The organism is Cellulomonas sp. RIT-PI-Y (genome assembly GCF_025642745.1).
Classification (GTDB): Bacteria; Actinomycetota; Actinomycetes; order Actinomycetales; family Cellulomonadaceae; genus Cellulomonas.
On sequence record NZ_JANZKP010000009.1, the window covers coordinates 31795 to 46048 of the forward strand.

At 71.8% G+C, this 14254-nt stretch carries 15 protein-coding genes and 1 pseudogene; 8 read left to right on the top strand and 8 right to left on the bottom strand.

Annotation, left to right across the window (positions count from 1 at the left end):
- Nucleotides 1–14: 14 nt before the first annotated feature.
- From OGL89_RS04980 to OGL89_RS04995, 4 genes are read left to right on the top strand one after another with little or no spacing between them, the layout of a single operon-like run.
- Nucleotides 15–371 (top strand): hypothetical protein, encoded by a 357-nt coding sequence (locus OGL89_RS04980; protein WP_263118784.1) that lies wholly within the window; start codon nt 15–17, stop codon nt 369–371.
- Nucleotides 371–778 carry a hypothetical protein gene (locus tag OGL89_RS04985; RefSeq protein WP_263118785.1) on the top strand — a complete coding sequence of 136 codons (408 nt, stop codon included), beginning with the start codon at nt 371–373 and terminating at the stop codon, nt 776–778. The genes OGL89_RS04980 and OGL89_RS04985 overlap by 1 nt, the downstream gene beginning before the upstream one ends.
- Before the next feature lie 20 nt (nt 779–798).
- Nucleotides 799–1821: a quinone-dependent dihydroorotate dehydrogenase gene (locus OGL89_RS04990; RefSeq protein WP_263118787.1), complete on the top strand. Its 1023-nt coding sequence runs from the start codon at nt 799–801 to the stop codon at nt 1819–1821.
- On the top strand, nt 1818–2060 hold the full coding sequence (locus tag OGL89_RS04995; protein WP_263118789.1) for a hypothetical protein: 243 nt from the start codon (nt 1818–1820) through the stop codon (nt 2058–2060). Before OGL89_RS04990 ends, OGL89_RS04995 begins: the two co-directional genes overlap by 4 nt.
- Nucleotides 2061–2134: 74 nt before the next feature.
- Here OGL89_RS04995 and OGL89_RS05000 read toward each other — a convergent pair whose 3' ends face one another.
- Nucleotides 2135–3577 carry a PLP-dependent aminotransferase family protein gene (locus OGL89_RS05000; RefSeq protein ID WP_263118791.1) on the bottom strand — a complete coding sequence of 481 codons (1443 nt, stop codon included), beginning with the start codon at nt 3575–3577 and terminating at the stop codon, nt 2135–2137.
- A 62-nt stretch (nt 3578–3639) separates the two neighbouring features.
- Here OGL89_RS05000 and OGL89_RS05005 point away from each other — a divergent pair, with 62 nt between their 5' ends.
- Nucleotides 3640–4329, top strand: coding sequence for a hypothetical protein (locus OGL89_RS05005; RefSeq protein ID WP_263118793.1), 690 nt, complete (start codon nt 3640–3642; stop codon nt 4327–4329).
- Nucleotides 4330–4352: 23 nt separating this feature from the next.
- On the opposite strand, the gene OGL89_RS05010 is transcribed toward OGL89_RS05005, so the two are convergent.
- The 4 genes from OGL89_RS05010 to OGL89_RS05025 all read right to left on the bottom strand — a co-directional run bounded on the left by OGL89_RS05010 (nt 4353) and on the right by OGL89_RS05025 (nt 9975).
- A complete protein-coding gene (locus OGL89_RS05010) occupies nt 4353–6605 on the bottom strand; it encodes a pilus assembly PilX N-terminal domain-containing protein (protein WP_263118795.1) in 2253 nt (750 codons plus the stop codon).
- A 14-nt stretch (nt 6606–6619) separates the two neighbouring features.
- Nucleotides 6620–7297, bottom strand: a complete 678-nt coding sequence (locus OGL89_RS05015) for a prepilin-type N-terminal cleavage/methylation domain-containing protein (protein ID WP_263118797.1) — start codon at nt 7295–7297, stop codon at nt 6620–6622.
- Nucleotides 7294–8556 (bottom strand): procyclic acidic repetitive family protein, encoded by a 1263-nt coding sequence (locus OGL89_RS05020; protein ID WP_263118798.1) that lies wholly within the window; start codon nt 8554–8556, stop codon nt 7294–7296. Before OGL89_RS05020 ends, OGL89_RS05015 begins: the two co-directional genes overlap by 4 nt.
- A 411-nt stretch (nt 8557–8967) precedes the next feature.
- Nucleotides 8968–9975, bottom strand: a complete 1008-nt coding sequence (locus OGL89_RS05025) for an aldo/keto reductase family protein (RefSeq protein ID WP_263118799.1) — start codon at nt 9973–9975, stop codon at nt 8968–8970.
- Nucleotides 9976–10238: 263 nt separating this feature from the next.
- On the opposite strand from OGL89_RS05025, the gene OGL89_RS05030 reads away from it, so the two are divergent.
- Together OGL89_RS05030 and OGL89_RS05035 are read left to right on the top strand one after the other, a co-directional pair.
- A complete protein-coding gene (locus OGL89_RS05030; RefSeq protein WP_263118801.1) occupies nt 10239–10976 on the top strand; it encodes a hypothetical protein in 738 nt (245 codons plus the stop codon).
- A gap of 2 nt (nt 10977–10978) precedes the next feature.
- Nucleotides 10979–11101, top strand: coding sequence for a hypothetical protein (locus OGL89_RS05035; RefSeq protein ID WP_263118802.1), 123 nt, complete (start codon nt 10979–10981; stop codon nt 11099–11101).
- A gap of 126 nt (nt 11102–11227) precedes the next feature.
- Here the strand turns inward: OGL89_RS05035 and OGL89_RS05040 are convergent.
- Nucleotides 11228–11395 (bottom strand): annotated as a pseudogene (locus OGL89_RS05040) (aldo/keto reductase); the annotation flags it as partial.
- Between the two features lie 39 nt (nt 11396–11434).
- The gene (locus OGL89_RS05045) at nt 11435–12031 is read right to left on the bottom strand and encodes a DUF3043 domain-containing protein (protein WP_263118803.1); all 597 of its coding nucleotides are present in this window, start codon (nt 12029–12031) and stop codon (nt 11435–11437) included.
- Between the two features lie 32 nt (nt 12032–12063).
- On the opposite strand from OGL89_RS05045, the gene OGL89_RS05050 reads away from it, so the two are divergent.
- Nucleotides 12064–13443: a dipeptidase gene (locus tag OGL89_RS05050; RefSeq protein ID WP_263118804.1), complete on the top strand. Its 1380-nt coding sequence runs from the start codon at nt 12064–12066 to the stop codon at nt 13441–13443.
- 202 nt (nt 13444–13645) lie between these two features.
- Here the strand turns inward: OGL89_RS05050 and OGL89_RS05055 are convergent, their stop codons facing one another.
- Nucleotides 13646–14245: a DJ-1/PfpI family protein gene (locus tag OGL89_RS05055; protein WP_263118805.1), complete on the bottom strand. Its 600-nt coding sequence runs from the start codon at nt 14243–14245 to the stop codon at nt 13646–13648.
- Between the last annotated feature and the right edge of the window lie 9 nt (nt 14246–14254).

The following is a 14254-nucleotide window of genomic DNA, read 5'->3' on the forward strand; positions in this document are numbered from 1 at the left end:
TACCGTCGACCCCCGTGACGCCGCCTCTGACCCTCCTGGTCGCCCTGGCCGCCGCCGCCCTCGGTCTGTGGGCGCTGTGGTTCGCCGTCCGCGACCGCGCGGTGATCCTGCGTCAGCTGTGGGGCGGTGCGGTGGTGGAGGGGCTGATGCTGGTGCAGGCGGCGGTCGCCGGAGTGCGCCACGCCACCGGCAGCGTGCCCGCCGAACCGGCCGTGTTCTGGAGCTACGTCGTCACCCAACTCGTCCTGCTGCCCGCCGCCGCGCTCTGGGCCTTCGCCGAGCGCAGCCGCTGGTCCTCGGTGGTGCTGCTGATCGCCGCCGCCGCCGTGGCCTTCCTGCAGCTCCGCCTCGCCCAGACCTGGGGGAACTGATGCCCACTCCGACGTCCACCGGCCCGGGCCGAGTCCTGGTCGCCGTCTACGGCCTGTTCGCGCTCGCCGCCACCGCCCGGGGCGTCAGCCAGCTGATCCGGGAGTACGACGCCGCTCCGCTGGCCTACACACTGTCCGCGGTCGCGGGTCTGATCTACCTGGTGGCGACGGTCGCGCTGGCCAAGGACTGGCGCCCGGTGGCCTGGACCGCGGTCGGCGTCGAGCTGCTCGGCGTCCTGACCGTGGGAGTCCTGACCCTGGTCGACGCGGCGGACTTCCCGGACAAGACCGTGTGGTCCTGGTTCGGCCGGGACTACGGATTCGTCCCGCTGATCCTGCCGTTCCTCGGGCTGGCGTGGCTGTGGCGTACGTCGAGAATACGAGAGGTCCCGTCGTCGGAGCGGTGAGACCGACTAGGTTGGGGGCCGTGTACGGCCTCCTGTTCCGCCTGGTCTTCGTCCGCCTCGATCCCGAACAGGCCCATCACCGGGCCTTCGCGCTGATCCGGCTCGCCGCCCGCATCCCGGTGCTGCGCTCGGTGATCCGTGCGGTCCTCGCCGTTCCCGCCGCCGGGCGGGTGCAGGTGCTGGGCCGGACGTTCCCCTCCGCCTTCGGGGTGGCCGCGGGCTTCGACAAGGACGCGGTCGGCGTGCCCGGACTGACCATGCTCGGCTTCGGCTTCGTCGAGGTCGGCACCGTCACCGCGCATCCGCAGCCCGGCAACGAGCAGCCCCGGCTCTGGCGGATGGTCGACCAGCGGGCGCTGCGCAACCGGATGGGCTTCAACAACCGGGGCTCGGTCGAGGTCGCTCGCACCCTCGCGGCGCTGCGCGGCACCCCTGCGGGCCGGGCCGCCGTGGTCGGCGTGAACATCGGCAAGACCAAGGTCACGCCGGTCGAGGACGCCGCCGCCGACTACGCCACCTCCGCCGAGCGCCTGGCGCCGTACGCGGACTACCTGGTGGTCAACGTCTCCTCCCCGAACACGCCCGGTCTGCGGGACCTGCAGTCGGTCGAGTCGTTGCGGCCGGTGCTGCAGGCCACCCGGGCAGCCGCCGACCGGGCCACGGCCGCCGCCGGTAGCCCGCGGGTGCCGCTGCTGGTCAAGATCGCCCCCGACCTGGCCGACGACGACGTGGACGCGGTCGCCGACCTGGCGCTGGAGCTCGGTCTGGACGGCGTGGTCGCCGTCAACACCACCATCGCGCACGACCTCGGCCCCGGCGGCGTCTCCGGCCCGCCGGTGCTGGAGCGCGGGCTCGCCGTGGTCCGTCGACTGCGCGACCGGCTCGGCCCCGACCCGGTGATCATCGGCGTCGGCGGGATCAGCACCGGTGCGGACGCGCGGGCCTACCGGGAGGCGGGCGCCACCCTGGTGCAGGGCTACACCGGCTTCATCTACCAGGGGCCGTTCTGGGCCTCCCGGATCGCGAAGGAGCTGGCGGCATGAGCGACCTCGCTCCGCACTGGTCCTGGCGGTTCGCCGATGCCGCGGGCCGGGAGATCGACCGGCCGACCTCGCCGACCTTCGTGGGCCGGTTCGACGCCGAGGAGTGGTTCGGGCTGCACTGGCGTGCGCTGCGCGACCAGGGCGCGGCCGCGGCGGTGCTCCGGCTGGCGGACGCGACCGTGGGCCCGAGCTACGACCTGCGGGCCGTGCCGGAGGAGATGACCTTCACGGAGGGCTGACGTCGGCGGAGCGTCTCGGGGCGGTCCAGGGCATCGAGCGTGGCCGCCCGCGCGCCGGTGCGCGGCAGCAGCCGTCAGACCGTGACCGTTCCGCGCGCCGGTGCCGCCGTGGGGGCAGCCGGTCCCAGCGCGGCCCACGCCAGCGCCAGCCCGTCCACCGCCCGGACCAGCTGATCCGGTGCGGCGGTGAACGGCAGGCGCAGCCGGTCCTCCATCCCGCCGTCGACGCCGAACGCCGGACCCGGCACGACCCGCACCCCGTGTGCCAGGGCCAGCGCGCTGAGCGCCGAGGACACCGGGGCGCCCAGATCGACCCACAGGCACTGACCGCCGCGGGGGACCGCGAACCGCCAGTCCGGCAGCCGGTCGCGCAGCAGCGCGACCAGCAGGTCGCGGCCCGCACGCAGCGTGTCGACCCGGCCGGGCACCGCACCCGGGCCCGCGCCGATCAGCTCCGCGGCGATCAGCTGCTCCAGCACCGGGGTGCCCAGATCGGCGCTGCGCCGGGCGAGGGCCAACCGGGTGGTCAGCTCGGCCGGGCCGCGCAGCCAGCCGACCCGCAGCCCGCCCCAGTGCGACTTGGACACCGATCCGATCGCCAGCACCCGCGGATCGCGACCGGCGCCGGCCCAGCTGTCGGGCGCCGGCCCGTCCAGCACCAGATCGGTCAGGACCTCGTCGCCGACGATCACGGTGCCGGTGCGCAGCGCGAGGTCGCGGATCTCGGCCCGGGCGTCCGCGGACAGGCAGCCACCGGTGGGGTTCTGGAAGTCCGGCACCAGGTACACCAGCCGCGGCGCCACCTGCCGCAGCGTGGAGGCCAGCAGCGCGAGGTCCACCCCTTCCGGGCCGGTCGGCACCGGGACCGGTCGCGCGCCGGTGGCCCGCACCGCGTCGATCGCGTGCACGTAGGTCGGCTGCTCGACCACGACGCGGTCGCCCGGCCCGGCATGCCCCTGGATCAGCAGGGCGATCGCGTGCTGGGCGCCGGTGGTGATCAGGATCTGGTCCGGCGAGGTCGGGGTGCCGCGATCGGTGTAGCGCTGGGCGACGGCCTCGCGCAGTTCGGGCAGACCCATCGGGTAGTAGCCGTGGTCGGCGTGGGCGGGCAGCCGGTCCAGCGCGGCGAGCGCGGCGTGGTGCAGCTCGGGCGGGGCGGTCGAGGCGGCGATCGACAGGTCGACGATCCCCTCGCCGCCGTAGCCCACCGGCGTGGTCCGGGAGCGCTGGTCGTGGGGGAGTGCGGTCACCGTGCCCGCCCCCTGGCGGCTGAGCAGGAAGCCCTCGGCGCGGAGGGTGTCGTAGGCCGCGGTCACGGTGGTGCGGGAGACGGCCAGCGCCGTCGCCAGCTCGCGCTCGGCCGGGAGCCGGGTGGACAGTGGCAGGGACCCGGCCAGGACGGCACGGCGCAGCGCGTCGGACAGGGCGGTGTGTGCCGGTCCGGGTCGTCGCCAGTTGCCGAGCACGGTCGCGGTCCGGGCGCCCGAGACCCGGCGGTCGGTGTGGAGTGCTGCCATGCAGGCCACTCTTGCGCAATTGGCTATCGAAAGGAAGGCCACTCCTGGCCCAGGATCAGACCATGTCGCAGAACTCCTCCCGTCGGCTCAGCCGTCGCCTGCCCCAGCTGTTCGTCGGCCTGGTGCTCTACGCCCTGTCCATCGCCATGGTCGTGCACCCGGCGCTCGGCTCGATGCCGTGGGACGTGCTGAGCCAGGGACTGTCCCACCAGTTCGGCTGGTCGCTGGGCACCTCGGTCCTGGTCAGCAGCGTCGGGGTCCTGCTGTGCTGGATCCCGCTGCGACAGCGACCCGGCGTCGGCACGGTGGCCAACGTCGTGGTGATCGGCGTGATGGTGGACCCGTTCGTCGCACTGCTGAACCTGCTGCCCGAGCAGCTGCCCGTGGTGGCCCGGATCGCGCTGATGCTGGCCGGGATCGGGCTGAACGGGCTGGCCGGTGCGCTGTACATCGGCGCGCGGCTCGGGCCGGGTCCGCGGGACGGCCTGATGACCGGTCTGGTGGCCCGCACCGGGGGCCGGGTGGCGCCGATCCGGATCGGGATCGAGTTGACGGTGGTCGTGATCGGCTGGGCGCTCGGCGGCACCGTCGGCGTGGGCACGGTGCTGTACGCGCTGTCGGTCGGGCCGATCCTGGGCTGGCTGATGCCGCGGTTCCTGGTGCGGCTGGACCACGAACCGATCCCGACGACGGCCGCACCGCGGGAATCGGCACCTCGTCCGGGTCGGCTCGCTCCCGTTCGACGTCGGTGAGACGCCGCCGACGAGGCGAGCCGCTACGAGCGGAGGTTCGCGGGCGTCGTGACCTCGCTGGAATCCCCGCGCTCCCACCCGACGTCGGTGAACCGCAGCAGATAGGGCGGCGCCGAACTGCGCAGCCGATCGTCGTAGCCCACCGTCAGGTCCATCCCGCAGCTGCCCTCGGGATAGTTGACCTGGACCCGGAGTCCACCCTGGATCCCGACGATCCAGGAGGCCTCGTTCCGGACCCCGGTGGTGCTGAGGTAGTTCTGGGCGAGGGAGCCGTTCACGACCACCGACGTGGTCTCCACCTGCGACATGTCCACCTCGGCGAGATAGCCACCGGAGCCGTCCGACTTCCGCGTGAGCGAGGCACCGGGGAACGTGGCCAGGTACGGATCCGATGACGTGCCGGCAGCGGCGTCGTAGCGGGGTGTGGACCAGCCGTACGAGCTGTCGAAGTCGGTCGCGAGGACACAGACCTGGTCGTCCTGGTAGCCGAGGCCGCTGCTGAGCACCTGGATGGCGGCATCGATCCGGATCTGGTCCGGATCGTCGTCGTACTGGTGCGGCCACGAGCCCTGGGTGCCCGACGCGGCGTCCACCCCGTCGCGGTAGAGGTAGTACTTGGTGAGGTTGTACGACCCGACCCACGTGCTGCCGTCCCCGTACCGGGAGGCGCGCCCGCGCAGCGCGACGCGCTGGTCCACCACGCTCACCTCGTTGGCGACGAGGCCGAGCTGATCGGTGCTGCCCGCGGCCACGAGGTCCCCGGTGACCAGCACCGCGCCGACGGATCCGAGCGTGACCGTGCCCTGGTACTCGCCCTCGACCCAGAGATTCCCCTTGGTCCGGTACCGCGAGGACGCGTAGGCCGAGGTGTCCAGCGCGATCTCGGTGTGACCCACGGTGCCGTTGGCCTCCGCCTGGGCGAGCGCGTCCGCGGCCACATCGCCGGCCGGGAGGTAGCCGTAGGTCGCGTTGCCGCCGATCTCGTGCGCGTCGAGCCGATCGTTCACCACACCGTTGTCGGCCACGACATCGGCGGGCAGGTCGTCCACGTAGACGACCATGCCGTCGGGCACCGCGACGTGTGCGCCCTCGTCCGACGCCAACGCTGCAGGGCTGCCGCAGGTGGGCGTGGTGCCGGAGAACGACGCCACGGCGAGGGTGAGGCCGGAGTACTGCGATTGCTTGGACCACACCCGCATCGAGCCGTCCGGCTCGAACACGACTCGGGTCGGCCCGTAGTAGTGGCAGCCCGGGGCAGAGGCGAGTGCGGTGGTCTCGTAGGGCAGCGTGTGCGGGGTGGACAACTGCGGCGCGGCGCTCGTGGTCACGGCCGAGACCGGGAGATTGCCGATGTACTGCGTGGTGGGCAGCACGCCGCAGCTGGTCGAGAACGCTCCGCTCTCCCACCCGGTCCCGAAGGTGCTGTCGCTGCACCAGGGGTTGACGACGGAGAGCGTGCCGTCCACCTGGTATGTCGCTCCCGCGGTGCCCGCCATGCTGGTCGGTCCCGGATTGATGAACCCGACGTCGTTGCTGAAGAAGTCCCCGTCGACCGGGTTGACCCAGGAGTTGAGCTTCCAGTCCACCCCGCCGTTGGTCTGGCTCACGGGGTTGCCCCAGGCGTTGGTGTTGTGCCAGTTATTGCGCGTGCGCAGGCAGAGGATCGAGGGCATGGGGCTGCCCGCACCGTAGGCGCCACTGCTGCGCTGATAGGCCCGGGCGCCGGCGGAGTCGGTGCAGTAGGCGGCAGAGGTCGGTCGCGCCCAGTGGTTCTGGTAACCGGCGTACTGCTCGGTGGACTCACGGGTCGCCCGGACCTCCACGGTGCGGTACTCGTCGGCGGATCGCCCGGTCACCCGCAGCGCGACCCAGCTGGCCTCGGTGCCGTTGTCCGTGTCCCAGTCCATGACCTGGTAGTGGTAGGCGGGGGCGCTGTCGGCCGATGTGCCCGCCTCGACCGGCGACCAGCCGACCTCCGTCGTCGTGTCGTAGCCGCAGCCGGAGTCGGTGACCGGCGCCTGCATCGCCGTGTTGTCGCAATCGATCTCCTGCCAGTAGCCGGGGACGGCGCTGGCACGGGTCAGGAAGTCGGCGAGACCCGATTCCGCCGCGGACAGGGCCTTCTCGCTGTCGGTGTAGGCCGCGCTGAGCCGCATCGACCGCACCACGTAGAGGGAGGTCGTGAGCACCAGCGCGAACAGCACGGCGAACGAGATCACCACCATCACCACCCCCATGCCGTCGTCGGTGCGGATGCGTTGACGTGCCGTGCCCACGGTGGTTCTCGCTCTCAACTGTTCTTCAGGTGGATGCGGTCGCTGTGCGTGCTGGCGATCTCCTGCCGCTGCGGCGAGGTGCGAACGACCAACGTGACCTCGACCGCTTCGACGGCGGCGGACGCGTCGATCTCGGTGCCGTGCGCGTCGAGGTAGGTGAATCCGGTCCCGGACTGGACCCCGTCGACGAGGACCCGGGTCTCGCAGGTGCGTCCGGAGCACCCGGCGCTCAGCGGGAGCAGGGCGCGCAGCTCGGTGGCGTCCGCGACGCCGGCCACCGGAGTGCGTCGTTCGACGAGGCGGTCGCCGGCGACCTCGAACTCGACCAGCACCAGTTCGTCCGCCGCCACGGTGGCGGACGTGGCATCGGCGTCGGGGTCGCGGATGAGCACCGCCAGGCTGGACGCACTGCCGCCGAGCACCGGCGAGGTCATCGCCTCGGCGAAGGGTTCGGCCCGGAGCGCGTAGGGCACCGCTCGCTCGATCACCCGGATGGCGTACTGGGCCGACAGGGTGTCGTCGGTCCGGCCCCAGCTCTTCGCGTCGGTCCGCTGGATGCCGATGGTCAGCGTGACGGTGGCGACCATGACCATGGTCAGGATGGACATCGCGACCAGCAGCTCGGCCAGGGTCAGTCCCTCGTCGCGGCCCTGCGGGCGGAGAGCTCCGGTGCGGACGGGGAGCCGGGTCATGCCGCGTCCCCGGACTCGGTCGGGTCGGGCACGGGCAGGGGGTCGTCGGTGGTCTCCGGATCGGGCTCTGGCCCGACGGAGGGCTCGGGGCTCGGCTCCACGCTGGGCTCGACGGTCGGTTCCTCGGTGGGCGTCGGCTCGGGCGTCGTCCCCCCTGGTTCCGGGACGATCCCGTAGCCCGGTCTGACCCAGAGGTCGACGGTCGCCCCGCCGGCCACGTCCACCTGGGTCATGGTCGCGGGCAGTTCCTCGCCGACGTAGGCCGAGTACAGACAGGGCCAGACGGCGGAGAACTCGGTGACCGCCGCCGTCAGGGTGGTGACCTTCCCGGGATCCGACGCCGCGGTCCCGGACGACGCACAGATCAGCGTGAGATTCTGCCCGGCGGCCTGCTCGTCCGTGGCTGCGGCGGTCCCGTCCTCGTTCGTGAGGTGCACCCGGAGGGTGGCGGACGGCGCGTAGGAGATCTCCACGCGGTTGACCAGCGAGTTCGCCCCGAGGCCGAGTTTGCCGATCAGCGTCGCGGCGGTGTCCGTCCAGGCCTGCCCGACGTAACCGCTCTTGCTCGCGACCGCGGTGTAGCTGGTCGACTTCTTCGCCCAGTCGCCGCTGACCTGGACCACCACGCACCCGTCGGAGTCGGTCGTCCTGCCGGACTTCACCGAGTAGTACCAGAGATTGGACTGCAGCTCGATCGCGACGCCCGGCACCCCGGCGCCGCCGTTCGTCGGGTCGACGACGTGCACGACGACCAGGGCGTTCTTGCCCGTCGTGAGACCGTCCGGGAGTCCGACGAACTCGACCAGGCGCACCGGGGCCATCGTCGTGCGGTCCGACCAGGTCACCGAGACCTCGATCCGCACCATCAGCCGGTCGGCCCCGCTCAAGGAGGTTCCGGTCCCGGTGCACAGGGACTGGCCCTCGGTGGCCGTGGACAGTCCGATCGTCCGGGTGACGGAGTAGGTCGTGCCCGCGCGGTCCGTCGAGGTGTCCTGGGTGTCACCGTCGATCAGGGTGTCCGTCGAGAGGTCCCCGGCGTCGACCGCGACGCGTGTCGTGGCGATCTCACTGGTGGCGAGTTCGGTGGCGACCGTCCGGGAGCGGAACTGCCCGGCGAGCCGGGTCGTGGTGGCCACCGCCGCGAGAACCGTCGTCGCGAAGACGATGAGCAGCACCATGGCGACCACCGCCTCGACGATCGTGAAGCCGTCGTCGCTGCGCGTCGCGCGGACGCGGGCGGTGGGCGGTGGGGCGACCATGGGGATCCGTGCTCTGCTCGGGGACGGCGGGCGGTTGGGGACGCTAGCCGCGATCGGAGCCGGGTCCGGGACTGGGTGGGACCACTCACCGTGACCTCTAGGTGGGTCGGCGTCTCCGGTGCCGAGCCGTTCGTGGGAATCCGGCCCCGACGTCCGCCGAACGCATGGGACCTTGACCCCGCGTCGCCCGGCAGGGCCGCACCCGTCCCTGGCCGATCCCACCTGACGCAGGACCGCCGGTGAATCCTCGGGCGCGTCCGGCCTCGGCTCGGCCACCCGGGTTGAGTGGCAGCGGACGACGCTGCGTGTCCGGTTCGTAGGTGGGCCGCTCTGCCCTGACCGACGACGACACGGCCCCCACGCCGTCCAGCGGGGCTGGCGGTCGTGGGGGCCGTAGGGGTGCGCTGAGGCTCAGCGCGAGGCGGGCGAGCTCTTCGCCGTCTCCGCCGGGTCGGTGATCACCGCGTCGCCCAGGATCTGGTCGATCCGGGTCAGCAGCTCGGCCGGGATCGTGACCCCGGCGGCCTTGACGTTCTCGGTGACCTGCTCCGGGCGCGAGGCACCGATGATCGCCGCGGCGACGTTCGGGTTCTGCAGCACCCAGGCGACCGCGAGCTGGGCGAGCGACAGGTCGAGCTCGGCTGCGACCGGCTTGAGCTCCTGCACCCGCTCCAGGATGTTCGGGCGGTCCAGGAACGTCTTGATGGTGCGGGCGCCGCCCTTCTCGTCCGTGGCGCGCGAGCCCTCGGGCAGCGGCTGGCCGGGCAGATACTTGCCGGTGAGCACACCCTGGGCCACCGGGGACCAGACGATCTGGGACAGGCCGAGCTCCTCGGACGCCGGGACGACCTCGCCCTCGATGACCCGCCACAGCGCGGAGTACTGCGGCTGGTTGGACACCAACTGGAAGCCCAGCTCCTTGGCCAGCGCGGCGCCGGCCCGGATCTGGTCGGCGGTCCACTCGCTGACGCCGATGTAGAGCGCCTTGCCCTGGCGGACCACGTCCGCGAAGGCCTGCATGGTCTCCTCCAGCGGCGTCGCGTGGTCGTAGCGGTGCGCCTGGTACAGGTCGACGTAGTCGGTCTGCAGCCGGGAGAGCGAGCCGTCGATGGACTCCATGATGTGCTTGCGGGACAGGCCGGTGTCGTTCGGGCCCTTGGGGCCGGTGGGCCAGTAGACCTTGGTGAAGATCTCCAGCGACTGGCGGCGCTCGCCCTTCAGAGCCTCGCCCAGCACGGACTCTGCGACGGTGTTCGCGTACACGTCCGCGGTGTCGAAGGAGGTGATGCCGGCGTCGAGCGCGGCCCGCACACAGGCGGTCGCCGCGTCGTTCTCGACCTGGGACCCGTGGGTCAGCCAGTTGCCGTAGGTGATCTCGGAGATCTTGAGGCCGGAGCGGCCGAGGTGACGGAATTCCATGCCGGTCAGCCTAGGACCCACACGCGGGCATGCATGAGCCGGCTTCACCTGTCGGGACACTGAGGGCTCGCGCTCTCAAGGGGGTGGGGGTTTCCACTTGGGCGCGTCACGAGCGGCTCGGATCGAGTAGCACAACCACTCAACCGGTCCAGGAGAAGTACTCATCTCTCGCTGATCGCCTTGCAGGCACGAGCCGTGCTGCACAAACCTCGCTGGTCAGACAGTCAAAGCCGACTAGCTGAGCGATCACAGGAGGGGTTCACGTGAACCGTAGTCTCCGTAGGTCACTGGTTGCTGTTGCGGTGGTGGCCGCGCTCGGGCTGGGAGGTGCTCCGGCGTTCGCCGGAACCGCTGGACCGGACGGTCAGCAAGCTGTCGAGGTTGATGCGCAGGTGCGAGCGGAGCTCGAAGCTGTCTTCGCCCATCACGGCGTCGAGCCGGGCGTATGGGACTCGCTTGTGGCGAAGGTCCGACGTGGGGAGCTGCTGCTGGCCGACGACCCGAGCGCCGAGCCCGTGTCGTCCGGCTCGGACTTCGTGGACGGTGAGCAGGTGATCCGCAACGTCTACGCCGACGGGTCGGTGTCGCTGGCGTCCATGCCCGAGGAGTTCACCCCGGTGCCGAACCCGATGCTGCGCGATACGACCATCAACACGTGCGGCTCGATCAAGACCTCTGCCAGCTGGAAGGTCTACACCAACTGCCGCGTGGTCTACGACGGAATCTCGTTCTCGTACTCGTTCTACGTCGACTTCGAGACCCGGTCCGGCTACAACGCGAAGATCACCAAGGCAATCAATCCGACGGTCCATCGTGCGATCGGGAATGGGATCAGTGACGTGAGGGCCGGCATCCCGCGTTCCACGCAGTCGGGGACGACTGCGGCGCAGGCCCGCATGTCGTTCACGATGTCGACGGCGTACGTCTCCGCGTGGTCTCGGACCGTGAACCTGGACTTCTTCGTCAAGGGCACAAGCTACTCGGCCAGCACTAACCTGTGACCATGCGAGCCTACGACGTCGTGTGGTCGGTGCTGTATCCCGCCTCGCTGGTCGGGTTGTTCGTCGTCGGGCGACGGCTCTGGCGACTGTGGTCGGCGAGGGCGCGCCTGGCCGCGCGCCGGTAGTCGACGCACCTGCCGTCGTCTCGAATCAGAACGCCCCCGATTCCGTCTCACGGACGAGTATCAGGGGCGTTCTGCATGGAAGCCCAAGTCTGTTGGCGCAGCAGGCCGATCGTAAGACCGTGGCGAGATCTCCAGCGACTGGCGGCGCTCGCCCTTCAGCGCCTCGCCCAGCACGGACTCTGCGACGGTGTTCGCGTACACGTCCGCGGTGTCGAAGGAGGTGATGCCGGCGTCGAGCGCGGCCCGCACACAGGCGGTCGCCGCGTCGTTCTCGACCTGGGACCCGTGGGTCAGCATGTCGTCAGACGAGGTCCCCGCACCCACACCTGCTGGTCAGGCGGGCCACTCGCCGTGCTTGTTCTGCGGCTTCGGCAGCCGGGCGCGGCGGATCTGGAACACCCGGGTGATCGCGTACATCATCGTGCCGCGCACGATGGCATCGGCGCCGAACTTCGCGGTCAGCTGCTTCTTCAGGCGCCGCCACATGACGACCGCGTCGACGACCATCAGCAGGATGAAGACGTACAGCGCGATCAGGGCGACGAACGCCGCGGACGTGCTGATCGCGGACAGGCCGATGTTCGCCAGCAGCACCACGATCGCGATCGGCAGGAACAGCTCCCCGAGGTTCCAGCGGGCGTCCACGAACAGCCGGGTGTAGCGGCGGACCGGGCCCTTGTCCTTGGCGGGCAGGTAGCGCTCGTCGCCGGACTGCATCGCCTGGTACTGCTTCTCCCGCTCGACCCGCTGGGCGGCGCGCGCGTCCTTGGCGGCGGCCTTGCGGTCGGCGGGCACCAGCGGCCGGCGGTTGGCGGCCTCGGCCTGCTTGCGGGTCGGGGTGGGACGGCCCTTGCCGGTCGGCACCTCGATCACCGCCGGGGTCTCGACCTGCGGCTGGCTGGCGTCGTTGTCCTTGCTGCGTCCGAACACCCCGCCAGAGTAGTCGAGTAGCGTGGCGACCCGTGACAGCCTCCGACTCCACCCCCGTCCCCGACGTCGCCGAGCTGCGGAACCGCGTGCAGGCCATCTGGCCCGGTGTCCGCTCCGACCTGGAGGACCTGGTCCGGATCCCCAGCGTCTCGAACAGCGACTTCGACCAGGCGCACGTCGCCGCCAGCGCCCAGGCGGTCGCCGACCTGCTGCGCGGTGCCGGCATGCCCGAGGTCCAGATCCTGCACGTCGACCGCCCCGACGGCACCCCCGGCGCCCCGGCGGTCGTCGCCCGGCGCCCCGCCCCGGCCGGTGCGCCGACCGTGCTGCTCTACGCGCACCACGACGTGCAGCCTCCGGGCGCGGACAGCGACTGGGACACCCCGCCGTTCGTGCCGACCGAGAAGGACGGTCGCCTGTTCGGTCGCGGCGCGGCGGACGACAAGGCCGGCGTGGTCGCCCACCTCGGTGCGCTCCGCACCCTGGCCGACGACCTGAGCGTCGGGGTCACCGTGTTCGTCGAGGGGGAGGAGGAGGTCGGTTCGCCGTCCTTCACCACCTTCCTCCACACCTACCGCGACCTGCTCGCCGCCGACGTGATCGTGGTCGCGGACTCCTCGAACTGGCGGGTCGGAGTCCCCGGCCTGACCACCTCGCTGCGCGGACTGGTCGACCTGGACGTCGAGGTCGCCGTCCTGGACCACGCCATCCACTCCGGGATGTTCGGCGGTCCGGTGATCGACGCGGTGACCCTGATGTCCCGCCTGATCGCGACCCTGCACGACGACCAGGGCGATGTCGCCGTCGCCGGTCTGCACCACGCCGACGACCCCACCGTCGACTACGACGAGGCCGCGTTCCGGGCCGATGCGGGCGTGCTGGACGGCGTGCAGCTGGCCGGTTCCGGGCCGATCAGCTCCCGGCTGTGGACCAAGCCGACCATCGCGGTGATCGGCCTGGACGCCCCGCGGGTCGCGACCGCGTCGAACACGATCACCCCGAAGGCCACCGCGAAGCTGTCGCTGCGGATCGCCCCCGGCCAGGACCCCGCCGCCGCCCTGGAGGCCCTGCGGTCGCATCTGCTCGCGAATGCCCCGTTCGGCGCCCGGGTCACGATCGACGACGGCGAGCTGGGCAAGGCGTTCCAGGCCCCCGCCGACTCCGAGGCCATGCGTGCCGCCCGCCAGGCGTTCGCCGACGCCTGGGGCACCGAGCCGGTCGACATCGGCATCGGTGGGTCCATCCCGTTCATCGCCGACCTGCTCGAGGTCTACCCGGACGCGGCCATCCTGGTCACCGGTGTCGAGGACCCCGACTCCCGCGCACACGGCGCCAACGAGTCGGTGCACCTGGCGGAGCTGGAGAAGGTCGTGCTCGCCGAGGCGCTGCTGCTGGCTCGCCTCGGTCGCTGACCGCCGCCCCGGACGGCCCGGCCCCCGTGCGGGGGCCGGGCCGTCCGCGCGTGCAGTGTCGCCGCCGGCTCGGAGCCGAGTGCGAAGAAGTTGTCGCTCAGAGGGCGGTTTGGGCGACAAGAACTCCGCACTCGGCGGGCGCACGGCGGTGTGGGGCGCAGGGGTGCGGGCGCGCAGGGTGCGGGTCGGACGGGCGCGGGGGTCAGACCGGCGGCGCGGGGTCGTACTGGATCGCGCGACGGACCTCGCGGGCGGCGGTGGCGGACTCGAGCCGGGCGACCAGGTGCAGGGCCATGTCGATCCCCGCGGAGACGCCCGCGGAGGTGAGGATGTCGCCGTCGTCGACGAATCGGGCCTCGGTGTCGATCAGCACGCTCGGGTCGAGGGCGGTGAGCTCGTCCACGGCTTGCCAGTGCGTGGTGGCGGGACGCCCGGCGAGCAGACCCGCGGCGGCGTAGACCAGCGCGCCGGTGCAGACCGAGGCCAGCAGCGGGGTGGTGGCTCGCAGGCCGCGCAGCCAGGCCAGGTGGTCGTGGTCCTGCGCGAGTCGCCGGGTCCCCTGGCCGCCGGGGTGGATCAGGACGTGCAGTTCACCGACCTCGGCCGCGGAGGTGTCGGGGAGCAGGCGCAGGCCCTTGGCAGCGCGGATCCCAGCGCCGTCCGGGGAGAAGATGCAGACCTCGGGGCGCAGCGGGGAGCGGGCCGCCCAGGCGGTGAGCACGTCGTAGGGACCGACCAGATCCAGTTCCTCGACATCGTCGAAGGCGAGGATGCCGATCCGCAACGGATGTCCCGTGCCCATGTGTGCTCC

Coding starts and splice junctions, on each gene's coding strand:
- OGL89_RS04985 (WP_263118785.1), top strand. CDS start 371: ATGCCCACTCCGACGTCCACCGGCCCGGGCCGAGTCCTGGTCGCCGTC.
- OGL89_RS04995 (WP_263118789.1), top strand. CDS start 1,818: ATGAGCGACCTCGCTCCGCACTGGTCCTGGCGGTTCGCCGATGCCGCG.
- OGL89_RS05000 (WP_263118791.1), bottom strand. CDS start 3,577: ATGGCAGCACTCCACACCGACCGCCGGGTCTCGGGCGCCCGGACCGCG.
- OGL89_RS05005 (WP_263118793.1), top strand. CDS start 3,640: ATGTCGCAGAACTCCTCCCGTCGGCTCAGCCGTCGCCTGCCCCAGCTG.
- OGL89_RS05015 (WP_263118797.1), bottom strand. CDS start 7,297: ATGACCCGGCTCCCCGTCCGCACCGGAGCTCTCCGCCCGCAGGGCCGC.
- OGL89_RS05020 (WP_263118798.1), bottom strand. CDS start 8,556: ATGGTCGCCCCACCGCCCACCGCCCGCGTCCGCGCGACGCGCAGCGAC.
- OGL89_RS05025 (WP_263118799.1), bottom strand. CDS start 9,975: ATGGAATTCCGTCACCTCGGCCGCTCCGGCCTCAAGATCTCCGAGATC.
- OGL89_RS05035 (WP_263118802.1), top strand. CDS start 10,979: ATGCGAGCCTACGACGTCGTGTGGTCGGTGCTGTATCCCGCCTCGCTG.
- OGL89_RS05055 (WP_263118805.1), bottom strand. CDS start 14,245: ATGGGCACGGGACATCCGTTGCGGATCGGCATCCTCGCCTTCGACGAT.